The sequence below is a fragment of the Haloprofundus marisrubri genome (genome assembly GCF_001469955.1).
Lineage (GTDB): Archaea > Halobacteriota > Halobacteria > Halobacteriales > Haloferacaceae > Haloprofundus > Haloprofundus marisrubri.
Window position 1 is genome coordinate 141,033 of sequence record NZ_LOPU01000037.1, and the last position, 20,536, is coordinate 161,568.

Sequence of the window (20,536 nt, forward strand, 5' to 3'; positions counted from 1 at the left end):
TCCGATGGCGTTTTTACTTTCACCACGCTTCACGAACCCTTATCTGAGAGAACGACGAAGCCGACCCGATGGCCGCCACCGACGAGGTCGCCTACGTCGAACACCCGCTTCTCGCCCCCAGTTTCATCGAGCGTCGTCTCTACCAGATACAACTCGCCGGACGGTCCCGAGACGGTCACACGCTCGTCTGCCTTCCGACCGGGTTGGGGAAGACGACGGTCAGCCTCCTCGTCACGGCCGAACGACTCTCGGAAGTCGGCGGCAAATCCCTCCTCCTCGCGCCGACGAAACCGCTCGTCCAACAGCACGCCGACTTCTACCGCGAAGCGCTCTCCATCCCCGACGACGACATCGTCGTCTTCACCGGCGACGTCCGCCCCGACGACCGGGCGGCGCTGTGGGACGACGCCCAAATCGTCATCGCCACCCCACAGGTCGTCGAAAACGACCTCGTCGGCGGCAGAGTGAGCCTCGCCGACGTGACCCACCTCACCTTCGACGAGTGCCACCGCGGAACCGGCGATTACGCGTACGTCTACATCGCCGAGCGCTACCACCAAGACGCCGAAAATCCGCTCGTGACGGGCATGAGCGCGTCGCCCGGCGGCGACAAGGAGGATATCCTCACCGTCTGTGAGAACCTCGGCCTCGTCGACGTGACGGTGATGACCGAAGACGACGCCGACGTCGCCGAGTACACCTACGACACCGAAGTCGAGTGGGAGCGAATCAGCCTCCCCGACGACATTCTGACCATCCGAAACGCGCTCAACGAGGTCATCAAAGACCGACTGAGCAAGCTGAAATCGCTCGGCGTGACGCGGGCGACGAGTCCGGACATCTCCCAGAAGCAACTCAACGGCATCCGCGCCGAGTTGCAGAAGATGATACACGCCGACAACGGCGACGGCTACAAAGGGATGTCCGTCCACGCGGAGGTGATGAAACTCCGGCGAGCGGTCGAACTCGTCGAGACCCAGAGCGTCGAATCCGTCCGTCGATACTTCGAACGGCAGCGCAACGCCGCCCGGTCGTCGGGGGCGTCGAAGGCGAGTCAGCGACTCGTCGCCGAACCCAAAGTCAGAGAGGCGATGCGTCTGGCCGAATCGTTCGACGAACTCCACCCGAAGTTCTCGAAAACGCGCATCCTTCTGGCCGAAACGCTCGGTCTCGGTGGGGGCGAACGCGTCATCGTGTTCACCGAGTCCCGCGACACCGCCGAGGCGCTGACCGAGTTTCTGTCGGGGAGTTTCGACGCCCGACGGTTCGTCGGCCAAGGCGACAAGGAAGGCTCCGACGGGATGACCCAGAAGGAACAACAGGAGACGCTCGACGCCTTCCGGGCGGGTGAGTTCGAGGTGCTCGTTTCCACCTCCGTCGCCGAGGAAGGACTGGACGTGCCGGAAGTCGACCTCGTACTGTTTTACGAACCCGTGCCGACGGCGATTCGCTCCATTCAGCGGAAAGGCCGGACGGGACGACAGACCGAGGGCCGCGTCGTCGTCCTCATGGCCGAGGACACCCGCGACGAGGCGTACTTCTGGATTTCCCGGCGCAAGGAGAGCCAGATGGAAGACGAACTGAAGAAACTGAAAGGCGTCGCCGACGAAGTCGAAGACGAACTCGACGACTCCCAACAGAGCCTCGACGCCTTCGAGGGCAGTGCGGGCGGAAGCGACGGCCCGAGCGCCCGCGAGAAGCGGATGCAACCTGGACTGGCCGATTTCTCCGAGTCGTCCGAAGAGGACACGGCCGACGAAGCCACCGATTCGGGCGCGGCAGACGAAGACGACGAGGCCGACGAGACGGACGCCGCCGAATCCGACGGCGTCGTCGCGGCCGCCGACAGCAGCGACGACGAGGACCTCGTCGAAATCGTCGCCGACCAGCGCGAACTCGACTCGACTATCGCCCGCGACCTCTCGACGCGCGAGGGAATCCGGACGCGACTCGAAACGCTCGCCGTCGGCGACTACGTGCTCTCCGACCGCGTCGCTGTCGAACGTAAGTCGGTCTCGGACTTCCTCGACACGCTCACCGGCGGCGACCGCTCGCTGTTCGAGCAGGTCGCCGATATGTCGAGACACTACTCGCGGCCCATCGTCGTCATCGAGGGCGACCGACTGTACGAGGAGCGAAACGTCCACCCGAACGCGATTCGGGGTGCGCTTTCGAGTCTCGCCGTCGACTTCGGGGTGAGTGTCCTCCGAACCGAAGACGAGAAAGACACCGCCGACCTGTTCGAGGTCATCGCCACGCGCGAACAGGTCAGCGCCGAACGCTCGGTCAACGTCCACGGCGAGAAGAGCGCGAAGACGCTCGACGAACAGCAGGAGTACGTCGTCAGCGCTATCGCCGACATCGGGCCGGTGTCGGCGCGCGCCCTGCTCGAACACTTCGGCTCCGTCGAAGCGGTGATGATTGCGTCGAAAGACGAGTTGCTCGAAGTCCACGGCGTCGGCGAGGTGACCGCCGACAGAATCCGAGAAGTCATCGGCAGTGACTATTAGGCGTACTAGGTTCTCTAGTGAGCATATAGCCGTCCGGAGTAAGGCTCAAATAGCTCGCTCTGGGACTCCGTGACATGGCGTGGTCGAACGACGTTCATCGGTACGGACCGCCGCAACACGAACACCATCGTTCGGACGAGCGCGTCCTCTACGGCGGCAGCGAGTCGACCCGACCGACAGAGCGGCGTCGGTACACCCTCGCACCCCACTACTGCGAGCCGAGAACGATAGTGACGTGAGTGTGAGTGCCACACTCGCCGCTCATTTGTCGGGCCCAGCGCTTTACGAACTACAACCCCTTCAGACAACTACGGAGATGGCGTCTCACGATTCGTCCGGTTCGGACAGCGAGATGGCATTGTACGGCAGCGCACAGCACGACTCGGACGTCCCGAGCGATGGACGACCCGACCGACTGTACGGGTCGCCACAACACGAGTCGATGTCGGGACCGTACCCGTGTTCCGGGAGCGAACTCGCGCGCCCCACCGTCGTCGCCGAGTTCGACGACGAACCCGGCCGCGACACCGACGGGGGTCGGACCGCAGAGGAACCCGAACGGGCGACCCGAAACGTCTCGGTGAGTAGCTAACCGGCCATAGTCCGCCGAGCTTCGGCTATCGATTCAGCGCCGAGAGCGTCTCGGCCGCTTCTCTGGCCGCCGACAGCAGTTCCTTGGCACGTCGTGGGTCGTCAGCGTCTTCGGCGGCCGTCGCGTAGCGCGTCACCGTTCGAGTGAGCGCCGCGCGCGCCTCGCTCAGGTCACCCGACGTGGACTGTGGCCGTGCAGTCGTCGCCGTCGAGACGGACTGGTCGACGACTGTCGTCTCTTCACGTTCGCTGGTCGGTGTCTGCTGGGCCGGCGGTTGTTCGTTGGACTGCGACGCCTCGTTGGACTGCGGCGGTTCCGGCGTGACCTCGATATCGCCGCCCTCGTTGTCGGTTTCCGGCGACTGCGCCATTTCGGATTCGCCGGCCGCGTTCTGCGCTCGTGTCGCCTCCGCCGACTCGGCGGACTGGGCATTCTGACTGGACTGAGCGCCCTGACTGACCTGCGCGTTCTGACACGTCGGACAGAACTCTTGGCCTTGGTATCGGAAGATGGGGTCGCCGCAGGTGTCGCAGTGTTTGTTCGTCATCGTCGCACCCTTCAGGAGGAGTTCGCTCATCCGCTGGGTGGATTTGCGCTTCTCCTCGTCGCGGGCGAACTTCTCCCGAAGTTTCTCGCGTTCGGCTTCCTTGTCGAACTCGCTCATATCGCGGCACAAGGGTAGCTGTGCCGAAAAAGTCACCGGGGGTAGCCGTCGTTTCGGCGTCCGAAACCCGGCGCGTCGGGGTGTCTATCGTGACCGTAAACTGTCGTCACCACGCGAAAGTTTCGACAGATGACGAACCCCAAATTCGGGTTAGTCGCGTATTTCGGGGGGTTCCGAAGCGTTTAATCACGTTCCGCGGTTCGATTTACGTGGTATGACGAAAGTGAGCGTGGTCGGTGCCGCCGGGACGGTGGGCGCCGCCGCTGGGTACAACATCGCGCTGCGGGACATCGCCGACGAACTCGTCTTCGTCGACATCCCGGATATGGAGGATAAAACGGTCGGACAGGCAGCCGACACGAACCACGGCATCGCCTACGACTCGAACACCGTCGTCCGACAGGGCGGCTACGAGGACACCGAAGGCTCCGACGTCGTCGTCATCACGGCGGGCATCCCGCGCAAGGAGGGCCAGACCCGTATCGACCTCGCGGGCGACAACGCGCCTATCATGGCGGATATCGGCTCCTCGCTCGCCGAGTACAACGACGACTTCGTCTCTATCACCACCTCGAACCCGGTGGACCTGCTCAACCGCCACCTCTACGAGGCCGGCGACCGCGACCGCCACAAAGTCATCGGCTTCGGCGGCCGCCTCGACTCCGCTCGCTTCCGCTACGTGCTCTCGGAGCGCTTCGGCGTCCCCGTCAAGAACGTCGAGGCGACGATTCTCGGCGAACACGGCGACGCACAGGTGCCCGTGTTCTCGAAAGTTCGTGTCGACGGGCGCGACCCCGAGTTCAGCGAGGACGAGAGAGAGGAGATTCTCGGCGACCTTCAAGAGTCGGCGATGGACGTCATCAGCCGAAAAGGCGCGACGCAGTGGGGTCCGGCGACGGGCGTCGCCCACATGGTCGAGGCCGTCCTCCACGACACCGGTGAAGTGCTGCCCGGCAGCCTCGTGTTGAACGGCGAGTACGGTTACGAGGACACCGCTTTCGGCGTTCCCGTCAGACTCGGCTCCGACGGTATCGAGGAAGTCGTCGACTGGGACCTCGACGAGTACGAAGCGGAACTGATGGACGACGCTGCCGAGAAACTCCGCGACCAGTACAACAAAATCGCGTAACTGCGCGCGACTACGTGACCGCACTACGCGGCCTTCCGATAGTGCCGCAGCGGCGACCGATTCTCACACCTTCTTTCATCGTTTCCGAGTCTCGCAACCGGAGTATGCCGACAGTCTACCGAATCAGTTGCTCCAACAGCCGCTCGTGTCGGCGTCGGGCACGGACGTAGCCGACGGCAGTGTGACCGCACATCAGTAGACAGAACATCAGTACGCTCGCACCGATTGCCAACTCGACCCCGGTCTGGACCGTCAGCTCGAGGCCGGTGACGACTCCGAGAAGCGGGACGACGACTGCGGCGTGGAGCATCGAAATCACGCTCACAGCTACGTCGACCGGGTATAACGATATACACCGACTAACAGGACGGTAAGTAGCCCTGACTGGACCGAAACCACTGCCTACTCGTCTTTCTCGGAGTCGATACTCTCTCCGCGTCGAAACAGTTAGTAACGTAGACATTAACGAGTCGATATGCGCCGCCGCGCCCTCCTCTCGATAGCGGGTACCATCGTCGCAACCACCACCGCAGGCTGTTCGGACGCGTTCTCCGACGGGTCGAACGCCGTCGACGACGCGTCCGACGCCAAGAATCGAAACGGAACCGAGACGTCGACATCGACACCGACGCCCGCACCGACGTTCGACGGCGGGTCGTCGAATGTCGAACTCGTCGACCACGAACTCGTCCGGACGAACGACGGCGAGGCCGGTGAACTGGTCGCCGTCTCCGGGACGGTCCAAAACACCGGCGAGCAGTCCATCACCGGCCTCGCGCTTCGAGTGCAGTTTCTCGACACTGACGGCGAGATGCTGACCGCGACGACGATAGACGTCCGCGAACTGGCTGCCGGTCGGTCGTGGGCGTTCGAGTCGACGTATCCCCGCGCGGGGGCAGACGCCGCCGCCGTCGCAGAGTACCGTCTCGTGGCGTCGGTCGACGAATAAAAAAGTTCGACTGCTGTTTTTTCTTAGTCGCTCGACTCGTGTCGGTCCAGTTCGTACTGGAAGCCGATGGTGTTCTCCGGCGTGACGCGGAGCGTCCAGTCGCCCACCGACGGGTCGTCGACGCGGTAGACGAACTCCTCGCCGCCGTTGCGGACGGCGTAGTCGTCGCCCTGTTGGACGGCGTTGCGCGCGCGTTCACCACTCAGGTCGACGAATCCGCTGCTGCTGACGCGGACGCGTTCGGCCTCGACGACGTTGCCCTCGGGGTCGACGAACTCGACGTCGAAGTCGGCCTCGTCGGCGTCCTCGGCACCGTAGTAGCTGTTCGGCGTGAGCGTGAGCGTCACGTTCTCGGTGTCTTCGCTGACCTCGAAGTCGCTCTCGAACGCTTCCGAGGGCTGTTTCCAGACGACGAAGCCGATGTCGACTCGCTGCCAGTAGTCGTTGTTCGCCTGCCGGTTCGGGTCGTTCAGACCGAGGTTGACGTTGGCGTTGTAGCGACCGCGGTCGGCTTCCTCGGGCGGCGACACCGTGACGGTGACCGTCGCCGTCTCACCGGGCGCAATCTGGCTCGGTGCGTCGATGTCTATCCACGAGGGATTGAGCTGGTTCGGGCAGTGCCCGCTGCAGTGTCGTCGTTCGGTGGTCAGTTCCGGGTTCAGCGGGACCGCGCTGTCGCCGGTGTTCTCGATGACGAGTTGGCGGGTGAAGCTGTCGCCGGCTTCGACCTGCGCGTGGACGTAGGTGTCCGAGTGAATCTGCACCGTCGGTTCTCGCCAGACGTTGGCGGCGACGTGCGCGGAATGTACCGGCTGTGCGGGGCGGCCGGGGTAGGTCACTTTCTCGTCGGTGAACGCGACGAGACCGCGGTAGTCGGCCGTCTCGGCGTCTTCGGGAACCTCGACGCTGACGGTGTACTCGGCCGTTTCACCCGCGTCGATGCTCGACGGACCCTCGATGTCGACCCACTCGTTTTCGAGCGGGAACTCCATCATCGGGCCGGCCGCGAGATGCGGGTCGACGTCGACGGACTCGTCTTCGCCGTTCTTCACCGTGACGGTGTATTCGAGGCTCTCGCCCGGTTTCACGTCACGGTAGCTGTCGTCGACGTCGATGTACAGTCGCGTGTAGTTCGTCTCGGTTCGCTCGTCGGCCGCCGCGACGGAGTCGACCGTCGGCGCGGGGACGTCGGCTGGCTCGTCGGTGGCCGGGAACGCGGCCGCCGCTGGGAATGCGCTCAGCACGACCAGCGCGACGAGCAACAGGTTGAATCGTCGTGTCATGGTTTGGTCGTAGCCACGGCTCGGCGTCTCGACCAAGCGGTGGAGGGCTTGGAGAGCACGGAGCGTGCTACGACTACAGATTTGTTGGAATATATTAAATAATTTTTGACAGGCTAATCAGCGTGTGGACTGAACTCTCCTCCGCGTTGCGAGTCCGCTCACTGCCCGCCCGAGAGCCGTTGTTTGAGCGCCGTCGCCGTCTTCTCGCCGACGCCGGGCACGTCGCGTAGGTCGTCGGCCGACGCGGTGCGGATGTTGTCGACGCTGCCGAACCGTCGAAGGAGGCTTCGCCGCGTCGAAGGTCCGACGCCGGGTACGTCGTCCAAGACGGTTTTCACGTCGTCACGCAGCGTCTGATGGTACGAAACGGCGAAGCGGTGTGCCTCGTCGCGGACGCGTTGGAGGACGTGGAGATGTGGCGCGTCGCTCGGCCAGTTGTACACCTGCGAGTCGGTGATGACCAGTTCTTCGTCTTTCGCCAACGCGATGGCGGGAACGTCCCAGCCGACTTCCCGAAGCGCGTCCTGTGCCGCGCCCAGTTGTCCGTCGCCGCCGTCGATGAGCAGCAAGTCGGGGTCGGGCCTGTCGTCGCGGCCTTCGACGGCGCGTTCGGCCCGCCAGCGAATCAACTCGCGCATGTTCGCGTAGTCGTCGTTTCTGTCGGGCAGTTTCTTTCGTCGGTAATCCGATTTCTCCGCACTGCCGTCGACGAAGCAGACGTCGCTGCCGACGACGGCTTTGCCTTGCGCGTGGCTCACGTCGAACCCCTCGATGCGGGTCGGCCGCGAGATTCCCAGTGCGTCGGCCAACGCGCCGAGTTCGTCGCCGCGGGCGGGACCGCGTCGGGCGTTTTTCAGCGCGAGTTCGACCAGTTTCGCCTCCCGGCCCGCGCCGGGGACGCGGACGCTGACGCCTTCGGCTTCCAGCCACGCCAACAGTTCGTCGTCCTCGGGTCGCTCCGAGAGCAGTAGCGCATCCGGCAACCGTCGCTCGGCGTAGTACTGCGGAATAAATGCTGAGAGAACCTCGGCGACTCTGTCCTCGCCCTCGGGCGCTTGCAGACGGTGACGCGACCGGTCGACCAACTGTCCGCGTTCGCTGTGCAGACGCGCAACAGTCGCCGTATCGCCTTTGATGGCTGCGCCGAGTACGTCGACTTCGCGTTCGCGACTTTGGCCCGACACCGCCTCGCCGCCACCGCTGTGGAACGATTCGACGGCGTCGAGTTTGTCTCGCAGGTTCGCCGCGCGCTCGAACTCCTGATTCTGCGCTGCACTCTCCATCTCTCGCCGGAGCGGGTCCGCGAGCACACCCGTCTCGCCCTCGAAGAACCGAACGACCGAGTTCGCGTCCTCTCGGTACGCTTCCTCCGAAATCTCACCGGTACAGGGCGCGGTACACAGCCCCATCTCGTAGTCGAGACACGGTCTGTCACGGCCGCTGTACTTGTGGTCCGAACAGCCGCGGACGCCGTACGTCTCGCGGAGCGCCTTCACGACCACGTCGACTCGTCCCTTGTCGGTGTAGGGGCCGAAGATAGTCGAACCCTCCTCGGGGTCGCGCGTCACCTCGATTCGGGGAACGGGGTGGTCGGTCAGTTGGACGAGCGGGTAGGATTTGTCGTCTTTCAGTCGGACGTTGTACTTCGGCTGGTGGCGCTTGATGAGGTTCGCTTCCAGCAACAACGCCTGTGTCTCGGTGTCGGTGACGGCGAAGTCGACGTGTTCGGCACGCCGGACCATCCGCCTGATACGGTTGCTTCGCGGGTCCGCGTACGACCGGACACGACTTCTGAGGTCGACGGCTTTGCCCACGTAGAGAACGGTGTCGTCGGCCAGAAACTGGTAGACGCCCGGCTCCCTCGGTAACTCCCCTGCGCGCTCGCGGACCCCGCTCGCGTCCATTCGGTTTCGATTGGGTGCCAAGGGGCTTGAGGGTGACGCGTTCGACCCGCACGACCCGCCCCAATCGCTGTCCGACTGTCTTTCGTCAGCCTCGTACGAGGCTTGGAGGAACGGTATCGACGGTGCTGGCAACCGGCGGAATAGAAGCCAGACTCATCGACATCACTCTGCACGTACTGCTTTCGCCGCTTCTGTTCGAGAAGGCGGCGACGGCCGGCCTCAACTCCTTCCGGTCGAACTTCCCACTCATCGGTTTGCTGGCTATCGTCGGCCCTCTCCTGTCGGTGGACTGGCGCGAGCGAGTGACCGAGACCGAACTCCTCGAACACACGTCCATCTCGCCGTCGGACGACGACAGCGACTCGCCGGCACTGACCGATAATCCCGGATACCTCGCTCACTCCTCACGTCCCGTCACCTACAAAGTCCCGTCACCCGAACGTCGCGGCATGACAGACGCCGTCCGCTGCTGGTTCGTCGAACGCGACTACACCGACCGCGACCTCATCGTCCTCACGTACGCGACGCTCGACGGCGAGCGAAGCTACAGAAAAGAACTCTCGGTGACAGTCATCGACCGCTACGACGTGACCGCCGCCGTCGACGTCGACCCGGACAACCTCGAACACATCGACGACCCTGACCGGCGCGAACGCTACGCGACGGAAGCCGAGCGGATGGCGAACTCGCACGACCCCGACGACGAAGTCTGAGTAGCTTCGAATCGCCCGACTGAACCGGTTCTGATGCCCGCTTTATCGACGACCGACCTACGAGTGTCGGTATCACGGAACCCAAAACACTTTATTTTGGACCGCGGCAAGGCCGGACCATGCCAGCTATCGAACTGTCGAACGTGACGAAGCGGTACGGCGACGTAACCGCCGTCCGCGACCTCGACCTCACGGTCTCGGAGGGCGAGGTGTTCGGTTTTCTCGGGCCGAACGGCGCGGGGAAGTCGACGACGATAAACATGCTTCTCGACTTCGTCCGCCCCACGTCGGGAACGGTTCGCGTGTTGGGTCACGACGCCCAACGCGAGAGCGTCACCGTCCGACAGCGAACCGGCGTGCTTCCCGAAGGCTTCGACGTGTACAACCGCCTCACGGGACGCAAACACATCGAGTTCGCGTTGCGTTCGAAGGACGTCGACGTCGACCCAGACGAGATGCTCGCCCGCGTCGGCCTCTCCGACGCCGCAGACCGCAAGGCCGGCGGCTACTCGAAGGGGATGCGCCAGCGCCTCGCGCTGGGAATGGCGCTCGTCGGCGACCCCGACCTCCTCATCCTCGACGAACCCTCTTCGGGTTTGGACCCCGCCGGAGCAAAGGAGATGCGCGACATCGTCCGCCGCGAGGCTGACCGCGGCGCGACCGTGTTCTTCTCCAGTCACGTCCTCGGCCAAGTCGAGTCCGTCTGCGACCGCGTCGGCATCATGCGCGAGGGCGAACTCATCGCCGAGGACAGCATCGAGAGCCTCCGCGAAGCCGCTGGCGGCGACGAGACGCTCGTGCTCACCGTCGACAGCGCCAGTCAGGACGACCTCGACGCCGTTCGCGCTCTCGACGGGGTTTCAGCGGCGACAACCGACGGCGGCACCGTCACCGTCTCCTGTGACAGCGGCGCGAAGACGAAAGTCATCGCCGCCCTCGAAGACCAGGGCGTGACGGTGAACGACTTCGAGACGCAGTCGGCGTCGCTGGAGGACCTGTTCCTCTCGTACACCGAAGACGAGGAGCGAACGGAGGTGTCGGCATGAGTTGGCAGGCTATCGCCCAGAAGGATTTCGAGGACGCCGTCCGCTCGCGATGGATGCTCGGTCTCACCGCGTTCTTCGTGTTGCTCATCGCCGCCGCCGCGTACTTCGTCCGGCCGGGTCCCGGTCAGACGTTCAGCTCGAACCAGCTTCTCGGCCTCGTCAGCGGGACACTCGTGACGACGCTCATCCCGCTCATCGCGCTCGTGATGGCGTACAGCGCCATCGTCGGCGAACGCGACTCGGGTTCGCTGAAACTGCTGCTCTCGCTGCCACACTCGCGTGCCGACGTGGTGTTCGGGAAAGTCGCCGGTCGCTCGCTGGCGTTGGCCGTGCCTATCGTCGTCGGCTTCGTCCTCCCAGCGCTGCTGCTCGCCCTCGGCCCGCTGCAGTTCGACGCGCTGTCGTACATCGGCTACACTCTCCTCACCGTCTTCCTCGGCGTCGTCTTCGTCGCCATCGCCGTCGGCTTCTCGGCGGCGATGGCCTCCCAGCGTCTCGCTGTCGCCGGCGCTATCGCGCTGTACTTCCTGTTCGTTCCGCTGTGGGGCGCAGTCCGATTCCCACTCCAAATCTATCTCGTGATGGGCGGCGGTCCCGGTTGGCTGCCGGTCGCCGGTCAGGACCTGTTCACGGCGTTCCAACTGCTGAATCCGAACGCCGCGTTCAAAATCATCTCCGGGGCGTTCCTCAACGGTGAACTGTTCACCGGCCAGAGCCTCCAACTGCAACTCGCCGCCGTCGGGATGCTTCTGGTGTGGTTGACGGTGCCGCCGCTTCTCGGCTTCCTTCGGTTCGAGGCGAGCGACCTCTGAAGGCGAGGTCGGATGCTCTTTCACACGTCGCTCAGTTCTCGTGGTCCTGCGCGGCGAGACGGCGGAACAACCGAAAACAGGGCACTGAGACGAACACACCGACGAGCAGAAACAGCGGCACGGCAGCCCAGTCGGGCGCGAACAGTTGAAGAACAACCGCCGCGACGAGGAGCGCCGCGAAGTAGCCGAACGCAACGGCTCGAAGCACGCCCGATTTCGTGGGTCTGGGATTCGTCACGTCGAGCATCGGTTATCCCACAGCGTTCGACGGCGAGTGATGAGTCTACCCCTTCGCTACGACTCGTACTCGATACCGCGTTCGGCCAGCCAGTCGACGAACTCGTCCTCTTCGAATACGGTGACATCGTTCGCTTCGGCGTCGTCCAACTTCGACTGGCCGGGACTGTCGCCGACGACGAGGTAGTCGGTGTTCCCGGAGACGCTTCCGGTTGCATTTGCTCCACGTGACTGGACGAGTGTCTCGGCTTCGTCGCGCGTCACCGACATTGCACCCGTGAACACGAACGTCAACCCACCGAGTTCGTCGCCGCCGTTCTCCGTCTCGAACTCCTGCGGTTCGACGCCGCGTTCGCGGAGTGCAGCCACCGTCTCGCGGTTCTCCTCGCTCTCGAAGAACTCCCGAATCTTCCCGGCGACGGTCGACCCGATGCCGTCGACTCCCTCCAGTGCCTCCGCGTCGGCGTCCATCACCGCATCGAGCGTCCCGAACTCGCGGGCGAGGTCACGCGCCGTCGTCAGCCCCACGTCGGGGATGCCGATGGCCGTCAGGAACTCCGGGAGCGTCGGCGATTTTGCATCGTCGAGTTCGGAGACGAGGTTGTCGGCACTAATCTCTCCCCAGCCGTCGAGTTCGGCCAGTTCCTCGCGGGTGAGGTCGTAGAGCCCCGGAAGGCTCTCGACCAGCCCCGAGTCGAGCAGTTGCTCGACCCGTTCGCCGCCGAGACCTTCGATGTCGAGGGCGTCCCTGCTCGCGTAGTGTTCGATGGCGCGTTCGAGTTGGGCGTCGCAGGCCAACCCTCCAGTGCAGTACGCGATGGGGCCGTCGCGTTCGACGGCGCTGTCACAGACCGGGCAGTGCTCGGGAAACTCGAAGTGTCCGTCTTCGCCGTTTTCGACGACCTCCTCGACGTACGGAATCACGTCGCCTGCTCGCTTGATGCGAACTTTGTCGCCGACGCTGACGCCGAGTTCGGCTATCTCGTCGGCGTTGTGCAGCGTCGCCCGCGAGACGGTGACGCCGCCGACGTCGACGGGGTCGAGGAGGGCGACGGGGGTGAGTCGTCCCGTTCGACCGACTTGGACGACGATACTCTGTACTGTCGTCACCTCGGTCCGCGCGGGGAACTTGTAGGCGAACGCCCAGCGGATGGCGCGGGCCGTCGCGCCCAGTTCTTCACAGCTCTCGCGGTCGTTCACCTTGATGACGACACCGTCAATCTCGTAGTTCAGGTCGTCGCGGGCCTCCATCGTCCGGTCTCGGTAGTCGATTGCGCCCTCGATGTCGTCGACGACGTCGATTCGTTCGTTCGTCTTGAGGCCGTAGTCGTCGAACGCCTCGTACTCGCTCGCGTTCGTCTCGAAGTCGACCGAGGCGTCGAGCACATCGTAGAAGAAACAGTCGAGCGGTCGCTCGGCGACGACGTTCGGGTCGAGTTGCCGGAGCGTCCCGGCGGCGGCGTTGCGCGGGTTGGCGAAGGGGTCCTTGCCGCGTTCGACGCGCTCCTTGTTGTGTTCTTGGAACGCGTCGCGGGGCATGAACACCTCACCGCGGACGGCGAGAAACTCGGGAAAATCGCCGCGGAGGCGCGACGGAATCGAACGAATCCGGCGGACTTGCTCGGTCACGTCGTCGCCTTCGGTGCCGTTGCCGCGCGTGGCGGCGCGTTCGTACGCTCCATCTCGGTAGATGACCTCCAGGGAGAGACCGTCGAACTTCGGTTCGCAGACGAACTCGCTCTCGCCGACTTCGGATTCGACGCGTTCGGCCCACGCACGCACGTCGTCGGCTTCGCCGCTCTGCTCGATAGAGAGCATCGGGGCGACGTGTTCGACCGTCTCCAACCCGTCCATCGGTTCGCCGCCGACGCGTCGGGTCGGACTGTCGTCGGTCTGGAGGCCGAACTCGTCTTCCAACTCCTGTAACCGCGAGAACAGCGCGTCGTACGTCCGGTCGCCGATTCGTGGGTCGTTTTCGACGTAGTAGCGGTAATCGTGTTCGCGGATGGCCTCGCGCAACTGTTCGGCCTGCGTCTTGGCGGTGTCCTCGGAGAGGTTCTCGACGGCCTCGAACTCGGTCGGCGGGTCGCGGAGGTAGGGGTTCGACGACTCCTCGCTCATTGGCGGTCGTTCGCGTCCGGGGTGGTAAAGCGGTCCGGATTCACCCGATTCGAGGTCGTCGTGCGACGACCGGCGTGTCGAACTCACCCGGAGATACCGTCGGTAGCGGCACTGGCGACGTTTGCGAATCCCGCGAGGCTTATCCCGACGGGCAAACAACGGCGGCGTATGGACGAGGACTTCCTGCTTCTCAACCCGGGGCCGGTCCCGGTCACTGACGAGGTGTTACAGTCGATGGCCGAACCGATGGTCTCGCATCGCTCCGCCGAGTTCGAGGCGGTGTACGAGCGAGCGCAGGACGGCCTCGACTACGTGTTCACGCAATCGACGCTCTCGGGTGAATCGACCGCCGACGACGGGACGTCGTTGATTCTCAACGGAACCGCGACGATGGGGATGGAGGCGGCCGTCGCCAATCTCGTCGGCGACGGCGGCGAGGTCGTCTCGCTCGTCAACGGGAAGTTCGGCCGCCGTTTCGCCCGCATCGCCGACCGTTACGCCTCGGTGACCCGCGTCGAAGCCGACTGGGGCGAGTCGCTGTCGGTCGACGACGTAGCGGAAGCCGTCACCGACGACACCGACGTGGTGACGATGGTTCACAACGAGACCAGTACCGGTCTCCTGAACCCCGCGAAAGAAGTGGGACAAATCGCGGCCGACCACGACGCCGTCTTCGTGATGGACGGCGTGACGAGCATCGGCGGCGACGAAATTCGACTCGACGACTGGAACGTCGATATCGCCATCACGGACGCACAGAAGGCACTGGCCGCGCCGCCGGGAGTTAGCGCGATGTACGTCCGCGAGCGAGCGGCCGAGCGTCTCGACGGCGAGTCCGCACCGTTCTACGAGGACCTCGACTGGCATCTCCGCAAAGCCGACAGCCACCAGACGCCGTTTACGAGCGCCGTCCCGCTGTTCCGCGCGCTCGCTGTCGCCGTCGAAGATATCGAGAGCGAGGGGATTGAGAACCGAATCGCCCGCCACCGCCGCCAGTCCGCGGCGTTCCGCGAGGGCTTCCACGCGATGGGACTCGACTCCTTCCCGAACACCGACGGGCCGACCCAGTTCTCGAACACGCTCACGGCTATCGCGTTGCCCGAGGAGATTCGCGGCGACAGTTCCGAGAAGTTCTTCGACGCGGTCAAAGACCGCAACGTCAGCATTTCGGGCGGTCAGGCCCACCTCGGCGGCGAAATCTTCCGGGTGAGCAACATGGGCCACCTCACCTCAGAACAGATTCTCCGCGGAATTCGCACAGTGGGTGAGGCGATGCAGGAAGTCGGTGTCGACGTGGATATCGACGCCGGTGTCGAGACGGCGGAAGACGCCCTCGACACGAAAGCGGTCTCGGCTTCGGACGACTGAACCTCCCTCTGTGTCTTCTCTGTCTCTCTGTCGAGAGTGACGACACCCTGCAGCATTTGCCGTAACTGACGGTTATATCCTTCTCAGAGAATATGCTTCACGTACATGACTCGTGGTTTCCGAACCCGGAGTCTCCACGCCGGGCACGCGCCGGACCCCGTGACAGGCGCGCGAGCGCCGCCTATCTACCAGACCACGTCGTACGTCTTCGACGACGCCGACCACGCGGCCGATTTGTACGCTCTCGACGCCGAGGGCGACGTTTACTCGCGCATCTCGAATCCTACTGTGAGAGTACTCGAAGACCGCCTCGCAGACCTCGAAGGCGGAACGGGCGCAGTCGCCACCGCCTCGGGCATGGCGGCGTTCGACAGCGCGACGAGCATTCTCGCCTCTGCGGGCGACAACGTCGTCGCCAGCGCCGACGCCTACGGCGGCACGAGCGCGTACCTCTCGAAGATGGCCAGTCGTCGAGGAATCGAGACGAGAACCGTCGAGACGCTCGACTACGACGCCTACGCCGACACTATCGACGAGAACACCGCGTTCGTCCACGTCGAAACCATTGCCAACCCTTCTCTGGTGACGCCCGATTTCGAGCGAGTCGCCGAAATCGCCCACGACCACGGCGCGCCGCTGTTCGTCGACAACACGTTCGCCACGCCGGCGCTCTGTCGCCCGCTCGAACACGGCGCGGACATCGTCTGGGAGTCGACCACCAAATGGCTCCACGGTTCGGGGACGACCGTCGGCGGCATTCTCGTCGACGGCGGGTCGTTTCCGTGGGCCGAGTACGAAGAGAACTACCCGGAACTCGCCGGCGAGAACCCCGCGTTCGGCGTCGACTTCTCCGAACGGTTCGGTGACCGAGCGTTCGCCACCGCGGCCCGCCAGCGTGCCGTCCGCTCGCTCGGGAACCAGCAGTCGCCGTTCGACGCCTGGCAGACCCTACAAGGCCTCGAAACCCTTCCTCTGAGAATGGACCGCCACTGCGAGAACGCCCGTATCGTCGCCGAGTACCTCGACGACCACGACGACGTGGCGTGGGTGACCCATCCTGGCCTCGATTCACATCCGACCCACGACAACGCCACGAAATATCTCTCCGACTTCGGCGGGATGGTCACGTTCGGCTTGGAAGGCGGTTACGAGGTGAGCAAAGCGTTCTGCGAGGAGACCGAACTCGCCTCCTTCCTCGCCAACATCGGCGACGCGAAGACGCTCGTTATCCACCCCGCGAGTACGACCCACGCCCAGTTGAGCGAAGTCGAACAGAAGGCCGCGGGCGTCCGCCCCGACATGCTCCGTTTCTCGGTCGGCATCGAGGACCCCGAGGACATCCTCGCGGACGTCGAACACGGCATCGAACGAGCGACACGCGCGAACGGAGAAACATGACCGGCGTCGACCGCGACACCGTCTCCGTGGGCGAGTTCGAGTTCGAGTGCGGCGAGTCCATCGACGACCTGCAAATCGCCTACGAAGCGTACGGGGAGTTCACCGGCGACAACGCCGTCTTGGTCTGTCACGCGCTCACCGGCAGCCAACACGTCGCCGACGTGGACCGCTCGGCGTGGTCGCGCGACGACACCGGGGTCGACGAGGCTGACGAGGACGCCGACAGCGCCGACAGCGACGAGAAAAACGGAGACTCGGCTACCGCGGGCCAAGCGCGCGCGTGGTGGAACGACGTCGTCGGCCCCGGGAAAGCCATCGACACCTCCGACTATTACGTCGTCTGCGCGAACGTTCCCGGCTCCTGTTACGGCAGTTCCGGCCCCGCCAGCGACGGTCCCGACGGCGACCCGTGGGGGACCGACTTTCCCCCCGTGACCGTCGGCGACTGGACACGCGCACAACGCCGTCTCTTGGACGCTCTCGGCGTCGGCCGCCTTCACGCCGTCGTCGGCGGCAGCGTCGGCGGGATGAACGTGCTCGACTGGGCGCGGCGCTACCCCGACGACGCCACTCGAATCGTCGTCGTCGCCGCCGCCGCCCGTCTCGACCCGCAGTGTCTCGCACTCGACGCCGTTGCACGCCGTGCCATCACGACCGACCCCGACTGGAACGGCGGCGATTACTACGGACAACCGGGGCCGGAGAACGGGCTAGCGCTCGCGCGGCAGTTGGGCCACGTGATGTACCTCTCGAAGTCGTCGATGGCCCAGAAGTTCGGCAGACGGTCGGCCGGCCGCGACGCCCATCGCGAGACGTTTCCCACGGACCCGGCGGCGTCGTTCTTCCCGTACCGCGACGTGGAGTCGTATCTCGACTACAACGCCGACAACTTCGTCGACCGCTTCGACGCCAACTCGTATCTGTACCTCACGCGGGCGATGGACGACTTCGACCTTCGGGAGGGGTACGACTCGGACGCCGACGCGCTGGCGGCGTTCGCGGGCGAAGCCCTTCTCCTCTCGTTTACCGCCGACTGGCACTTCACGACCGAACAGTCCGAGTCGCTCGCGGAGGCGTTTCGCGCCTCCGAGATTCCGGTCGCTCACCACGTCGTCGACTCCGACCACGGCCACGACGCCTTCCTCGTCGAACCCGAGAACGTCGGACCACCTGTCGCCGACTTCCTCGCTGATGGCGTCGAGGGACGCGCCGTCACCGATACGGCAGTCGAGAGCGACGGCGGGACGGACACCGAGTTCGCACCCGTTCACTCTAGTCTCTTTTCGCGGTGAGGATGTCGGTCTTTGGGTCGCTGCTCGATTTTTACGCTGTGGCTCTGCCGGACTTCCCGGACTCTGAGAGGGTTTATGTGCTGAATACAGAGAGCATGTGCAGGACTGCAGTTGTGGCTCGTAGGAACCCCTTCCTGACAAGAGTTTTAGACATTTCAAACAAAATCGACACGGCTGAACAAGACGATCCCGCTGAGGAGGGGAAGAATTAACCAGATGCTCAAGATCAGTACTGCGACTGGTTCTGTGAGAACCGGCGGTACAGCCGGGCCGAATGCATCGCTTACCAAAAGTGCATTCGTATTGATTCTGGGAAGTGACTGTAATACCGCTGAATTGAAACTCGCACTTGAGTTCCCGACATCAAATAGCCAATTCGAGGCGACAGAAAATGCACCGTACGGGGTCGAACGCTGTAACAAAAACAGACCAACATCTGCCGGTGGATGTATTGGAGTAATTGAACGCCCGGTGAGTTCGCGGTAGAGTACAGGTGAGACGAGATCAACCCATGCTACCGTCAACGTGAGAAAGTAAACAATGATACCAGCAACAGAAGGTCGACTAGATTTTGAGACTGTTGAGAGAGTGACTCCAATCCCAACGGTAACCAGAAGATAGCAGAAAGACAGAGCAAGAAACCCAACTAACACAACTGGTGAGGCCACACGTCCACCAAGCGCACCAACGCCATACCCAACAACAACTGCAAGTAGCGTCGGTACTGCAACTGCTACCGCACGACCCACTACTTTCCCAACGACGATTTCCCACCGAGCAAAGGGAAGTGAGCCAATAAGCAAGATACGGCCCGACTCACGCCCATGCGATACGGCACGGTACGACACTAATAGCCCTCCAAACCCTCCAAAGACTGCTACTGGGATTTGGAATCCAGCGATTACTGCAGTTGCACCAATTGCTTCTGCCACTTCTGGTTGAGGGGTCCCAATGAGAAGTCCGAGTAGCAGTATAACCGGGAACAACAGCCATTGTCCCTTAGAGCGGACCAAGAGTTGGAATTCAGTGCGAGCTAGGAGGGGCCACTGCATACAGTACACCTGAGTTGTGTTTTGTTTATCATTTCGGGTTCGGAGATATCCATGGGAAATTGAGTAACGTCGTTTGAGACCGGTGCTGCATACACCCTCTGTATTCAGCACAGCCTCGTCGAACTGAACTGGCCGGCTGTTTCGACAGAGACGACGCTGTCGCTCGCACCCCGTCACAGCTCTTGGCAGTTCCTGTCTCCGTCACCCCGTTTTACCCACGTCGGCTGCCAACACCTCACTATGTCCGAGGAGAACGACGACACCCCCGACGCATCCGACAGTCCCGGCTTCCGAACGCGCAGTCTCCACGCCGGACAGGACCCCGACCCGGCGACGGGCGCACGCGCCCCGCCGCTGTACCAAACGACTTCCTACGTCTTCGACGACGCCGACGACGCCGCCGCCCAGTTCGCGCTGGAGAAACCGGGCCACATCTACTCGCGGTTGATGAACCCGACGAACGAGATGCTCCAAGAGCGCCTCGCGTCGCTCGAAGGCGGCGTCGGCGCAGTCGCCACCTCCTCAGGGATGGCGTCGTTCGACCTTGCGACGTTTCTCCTCGCCGAATCGGGCGACAACATCGTCTCGTCGTCGGCGCTGTACGGCGGGACGTACACCTACCTCACGCACACCGTCGAACGCCGCGGCGTCTCGACGCGGTTCGTCGACGCCCTCGACTACGACGCCTACGCGGAGGCTATCGACGAGAACACGGCGTACGTCCACCTCGAAACCATCGGCAACCCGGCGCTGGTGACGCCCGACATCGAACGCATCGCCGATATCGCCCACGAGAACGGCGCGCCGCTATTCGTCGACAACACGTTCGCCACGCCTGCACTGTGCCGTCCGCTCGAACACGGCGCGGACCTCGTCTGGGAGTCGACGACGAAGTGGATTACCGGTGCGGGGACCACCGTCGGCGGCGTGTTGGTCGACGGAGGGTCGTTCCCGTGGACCGAGTACGCCGAGAAGTACGCCGAAATCGCCACCGAGAACCCGGCGTACCACGGCGTCAACTTCGCCGAACGCTTCGGCGACGCCGCGTTCACCTACGCCGCCATCGCCCGCGGTCTGCGTGATTTGGGCAACCAACAGTCGCCGTTCGACGCTTGGCAGACGCTCGAAAAACTGGAGACGCTTCCACTGAGAATGGACCGGCACTGCGAGAACGCCCACATCGTCGCCGAGTATCTCGACGACCACGCGGCCGTCGAATGGGTGAACTACCCCGGTCTGGAGTCGCACGAGACGCACGCGGAGGCCTCGGAATACTTGGACGGCGGCTACGGCGGGATGATTACGTTCGGCCTCTCCGAGGGCTACGACGCGGCGCGTGCGACGGTCGAGAACGTCGAACTCGCCTCGCTTCTGGCGAACGTCGGCGACGCGAAGACGCTCGTCATCCACCCCGCGTCGACGACCCACCAACAACTCACCGCCGAAGAGCAGGAAGCGGCGGGCGT

The 20,536-nt window shown here is 63.9% G+C and carries 19 protein-coding genes; 12 read left to right on the forward strand and 7 right to left on the reverse strand.

What is annotated here, in order from left to right; genetic code table 11:
* Positions 1-68: 68 nt before the first annotated feature.
* The 3 genes from AUR64_RS18360 (at position 69) to AUR64_RS18365 (ending at position 3,102) form a co-directional block, all read left to right on the forward strand.
* On the forward strand, positions 69-2,510 hold the full coding sequence (locus tag AUR64_RS18360; protein WP_058583418.1) for a DEAD/DEAH box helicase: 2,442 nt from the start codon (positions 69-71) through the stop codon (positions 2,508-2,510).
* A gap of 74 nt (positions 2,511-2,584) precedes the next feature.
* A complete protein-coding gene (locus AUR64_RS20655) occupies positions 2,585-2,749 on the forward strand; it encodes a hypothetical protein (protein ID WP_155120658.1) in 165 nt (54 codons plus the stop codon).
* Positions 2,750-2,862: 113 nt separating this feature from the next.
* On the forward strand, positions 2,863-3,102 hold the full coding sequence (locus AUR64_RS18365; protein WP_155120659.1) for a hypothetical protein: 240 nt from the start codon (positions 2,863-2,865) through the stop codon (positions 3,100-3,102).
* Positions 3,103-3,127: 25 nt separating this feature from the next.
* Here AUR64_RS18365 and AUR64_RS18370 read toward each other — a convergent pair whose 3' ends face one another.
* Positions 3,128-3,766, reverse strand: a complete 639-nt coding sequence (locus tag AUR64_RS18370) for an Sjogren's syndrome/scleroderma autoantigen 1 family protein (protein WP_058583420.1) — start codon at positions 3,764-3,766, stop codon at positions 3,128-3,130.
* Positions 3,767-3,980: 214 nt separating this feature from the next.
* On the opposite strand from AUR64_RS18370, the gene mdh reads away from it, so the two are divergent.
* The gene (gene mdh, locus AUR64_RS18375; protein ID WP_058583421.1) at positions 3,981-4,895 is read left to right on the forward strand and encodes a malate dehydrogenase; all 915 of its coding nucleotides are present in this window, start codon (positions 3,981-3,983) and stop codon (positions 4,893-4,895) included.
* Between the two features lie 115 nt (positions 4,896-5,010).
* Here the strand turns inward: mdh and AUR64_RS18380 are convergent, their stop codons facing one another.
* Positions 5,011-5,220: a hypothetical protein gene (locus AUR64_RS18380; protein ID WP_155120660.1), complete on the reverse strand. Its 210-nt coding sequence runs from the start codon at positions 5,218-5,220 to the stop codon at positions 5,011-5,013.
* Between the two features lie 150 nt (positions 5,221-5,370).
* Between AUR64_RS18380 and AUR64_RS18385 the strand changes: the two genes are divergently transcribed.
* Positions 5,371-5,844, forward strand: coding sequence for an FxLYD domain-containing protein (locus AUR64_RS18385; RefSeq protein ID WP_058583423.1), 474 nt, complete (start codon positions 5,371-5,373; stop codon positions 5,842-5,844).
* A gap of 23 nt (positions 5,845-5,867) precedes the next feature.
* On the opposite strand, the gene AUR64_RS18390 is transcribed toward AUR64_RS18385, so the two are convergent.
* Together AUR64_RS18390 and AUR64_RS18395 are read right to left on the reverse strand one after the other, a co-directional pair.
* The gene (locus AUR64_RS18390) at positions 5,868-7,127 is read right to left on the reverse strand and encodes a COG1470 family protein (RefSeq protein ID WP_058583445.1); all 1,260 of its coding nucleotides are present in this window, start codon (positions 7,125-7,127) and stop codon (positions 5,868-5,870) included.
* A 158-nt stretch (positions 7,128-7,285) separates the two neighbouring features.
* Positions 7,286-9,031, reverse strand: a complete 1,746-nt coding sequence (locus AUR64_RS18395) for an excinuclease ABC subunit C (protein WP_058583424.1) — start codon at positions 9,029-9,031, stop codon at positions 7,286-7,288.
* 449 nt (positions 9,032-9,480) lie between these two features.
* Between AUR64_RS18395 and AUR64_RS18400 the strand changes: the two genes are divergently transcribed.
* From AUR64_RS18400 to AUR64_RS18410, 3 genes are all read left to right on the forward strand, one after another.
* Positions 9,481-9,744, forward strand: coding sequence for a hypothetical protein (locus tag AUR64_RS18400; RefSeq protein ID WP_058583446.1), 264 nt, complete (start codon positions 9,481-9,483; stop codon positions 9,742-9,744).
* A 119-nt stretch (positions 9,745-9,863) separates the two neighbouring features.
* Positions 9,864-10,790 (forward strand): ABC transporter ATP-binding protein, encoded by a 927-nt coding sequence (locus AUR64_RS18405; RefSeq protein WP_058583425.1) that lies wholly within the window; start codon positions 9,864-9,866, stop codon positions 10,788-10,790.
* Positions 10,787-11,602, forward strand: coding sequence for an ABC transporter permease subunit (locus AUR64_RS18410; protein WP_058583426.1), 816 nt, complete (start codon positions 10,787-10,789; stop codon positions 11,600-11,602). The genes AUR64_RS18405 and AUR64_RS18410 overlap by 4 nt, the downstream gene beginning before the upstream one ends.
* Positions 11,603-11,633: 31 nt before the next feature.
* On the opposite strand, the gene AUR64_RS18415 is transcribed toward AUR64_RS18410, so the two are convergent.
* Positions 11,634-11,849 carry a hypothetical protein gene (locus tag AUR64_RS18415; RefSeq protein WP_058583427.1) on the reverse strand — a complete coding sequence of 72 codons (216 nt, stop codon included), beginning with the start codon at positions 11,847-11,849 and terminating at the stop codon, positions 11,634-11,636.
* Between the two features lie 47 nt (positions 11,850-11,896).
* On the reverse strand, positions 11,897-13,960 hold the full coding sequence (gene ligA / locus AUR64_RS18420; RefSeq protein WP_058583428.1) for an NAD-dependent DNA ligase LigA: 2,064 nt from the start codon (positions 13,958-13,960) through the stop codon (positions 11,897-11,899).
* A gap of 168 nt (positions 13,961-14,128) precedes the next feature.
* On the opposite strand from ligA, the gene AUR64_RS18425 reads away from it, so the two are divergent.
* The 3 genes from AUR64_RS18425 to metX all read left to right on the forward strand — a co-directional run bounded on the left by AUR64_RS18425 (position 14,129) and on the right by metX (position 18,018).
* Positions 14,129-15,328: a pyridoxal-phosphate-dependent aminotransferase family protein gene (locus AUR64_RS18425; RefSeq protein WP_058583429.1), complete on the forward strand. Its 1,200-nt coding sequence runs from the start codon at positions 14,129-14,131 to the stop codon at positions 15,326-15,328.
* Positions 15,329-15,433: 105 nt separating this feature from the next.
* Positions 15,434-16,726, forward strand: coding sequence for an O-acetylhomoserine aminocarboxypropyltransferase/cysteine synthase family protein (locus tag AUR64_RS18430; protein WP_058583430.1), 1,293 nt, complete (start codon positions 15,434-15,436; stop codon positions 16,724-16,726).
* Positions 16,723-18,018: a homoserine O-acetyltransferase MetX gene (metX, locus tag AUR64_RS18435; RefSeq protein ID WP_058583431.1), complete on the forward strand. Its 1,296-nt coding sequence runs from the start codon at positions 16,723-16,725 to the stop codon at positions 18,016-18,018. The genes AUR64_RS18430 and metX overlap by 4 nt, the downstream gene beginning before the upstream one ends.
* Positions 18,019-18,173: 155 nt before the next feature.
* Here the strand turns inward: metX and AUR64_RS20175 are convergent, their stop codons facing one another.
* Complete coding sequence (locus AUR64_RS20175; RefSeq protein WP_082230852.1) at positions 18,174-19,070, reverse strand: ABC transporter permease; 897 nt, start codon at positions 19,068-19,070, stop codon at positions 18,174-18,176.
* Between the two features lie 240 nt (positions 19,071-19,310).
* Between AUR64_RS20175 and AUR64_RS18445 the strand changes: the two genes are divergently transcribed.
* A partial coding sequence (locus AUR64_RS18445) for an O-acetylhomoserine aminocarboxypropyltransferase/cysteine synthase family protein (RefSeq protein ID WP_058583433.1) occupies positions 19,311-20,536 on the forward strand: 1,226 nt, incomplete at its 3' end.

Bases quoted from the DNA above. Each gene is read 5' to 3' on its own strand.
- AUR64_RS18360 (WP_058583418.1), top strand. From the start codon at position 69: ATGGCCGCCACCGACGAGGTCGCCTACGTCGAACACCCGCTTCTCGCC.
- AUR64_RS20655 (WP_155120658.1), top strand. From the start codon at position 2,585: ATGGCGTGGTCGAACGACGTTCATCGGTACGGACCGCCGCAACACGAA.
- AUR64_RS18365 (WP_155120659.1), top strand. From the start codon at position 2,863: ATGGCATTGTACGGCAGCGCACAGCACGACTCGGACGTCCCGAGCGAT.
- AUR64_RS18370 (WP_058583420.1), bottom strand. From the start codon at position 3,766: ATGAGCGAGTTCGACAAGGAAGCCGAACGCGAGAAACTTCGGGAGAAG.
- mdh (WP_058583421.1), top strand. From the start codon at position 3,981: ATGACGAAAGTGAGCGTGGTCGGTGCCGCCGGGACGGTGGGCGCCGCC.
- AUR64_RS18385 (WP_058583423.1), top strand. From the start codon at position 5,371: ATGCGCCGCCGCGCCCTCCTCTCGATAGCGGGTACCATCGTCGCAACC.
- AUR64_RS18390 (WP_058583445.1), bottom strand. From the start codon at position 7,127: ATGACACGACGATTCAACCTGTTGCTCGTCGCGCTGGTCGTGCTGAGC.
- AUR64_RS18395 (WP_058583424.1), bottom strand. From the start codon at position 9,031: ATGGACGCGAGCGGGGTCCGCGAGCGCGCAGGGGAGTTACCGAGGGAG.
- AUR64_RS18400 (WP_058583446.1), top strand. From the start codon at position 9,481: ATGACAGACGCCGTCCGCTGCTGGTTCGTCGAACGCGACTACACCGAC.
- AUR64_RS18405 (WP_058583425.1), top strand. From the start codon at position 9,864: ATGCCAGCTATCGAACTGTCGAACGTGACGAAGCGGTACGGCGACGTA.
- AUR64_RS18410 (WP_058583426.1), top strand. From the start codon at position 10,787: ATGAGTTGGCAGGCTATCGCCCAGAAGGATTTCGAGGACGCCGTCCGC.
- AUR64_RS18415 (WP_058583427.1), bottom strand. From the start codon at position 11,849: ATGCTCGACGTGACGAATCCCAGACCCACGAAATCGGGCGTGCTTCGA.
- ligA (WP_058583428.1), bottom strand. From the start codon at position 13,960: ATGAGCGAGGAGTCGTCGAACCCCTACCTCCGCGACCCGCCGACCGAG.
- AUR64_RS18425 (WP_058583429.1), top strand. From the start codon at position 14,129: ATGGACGAGGACTTCCTGCTTCTCAACCCGGGGCCGGTCCCGGTCACT.
- AUR64_RS18430 (WP_058583430.1), top strand. From the start codon at position 15,434: ATGACTCGTGGTTTCCGAACCCGGAGTCTCCACGCCGGGCACGCGCCG.
- metX (WP_058583431.1), top strand. From the start codon at position 16,723: ATGACCGGCGTCGACCGCGACACCGTCTCCGTGGGCGAGTTCGAGTTC.
- AUR64_RS20175 (WP_082230852.1), bottom strand. From the start codon at position 19,070: ATGCAGTGGCCCCTCCTAGCTCGCACTGAATTCCAACTCTTGGTCCGC.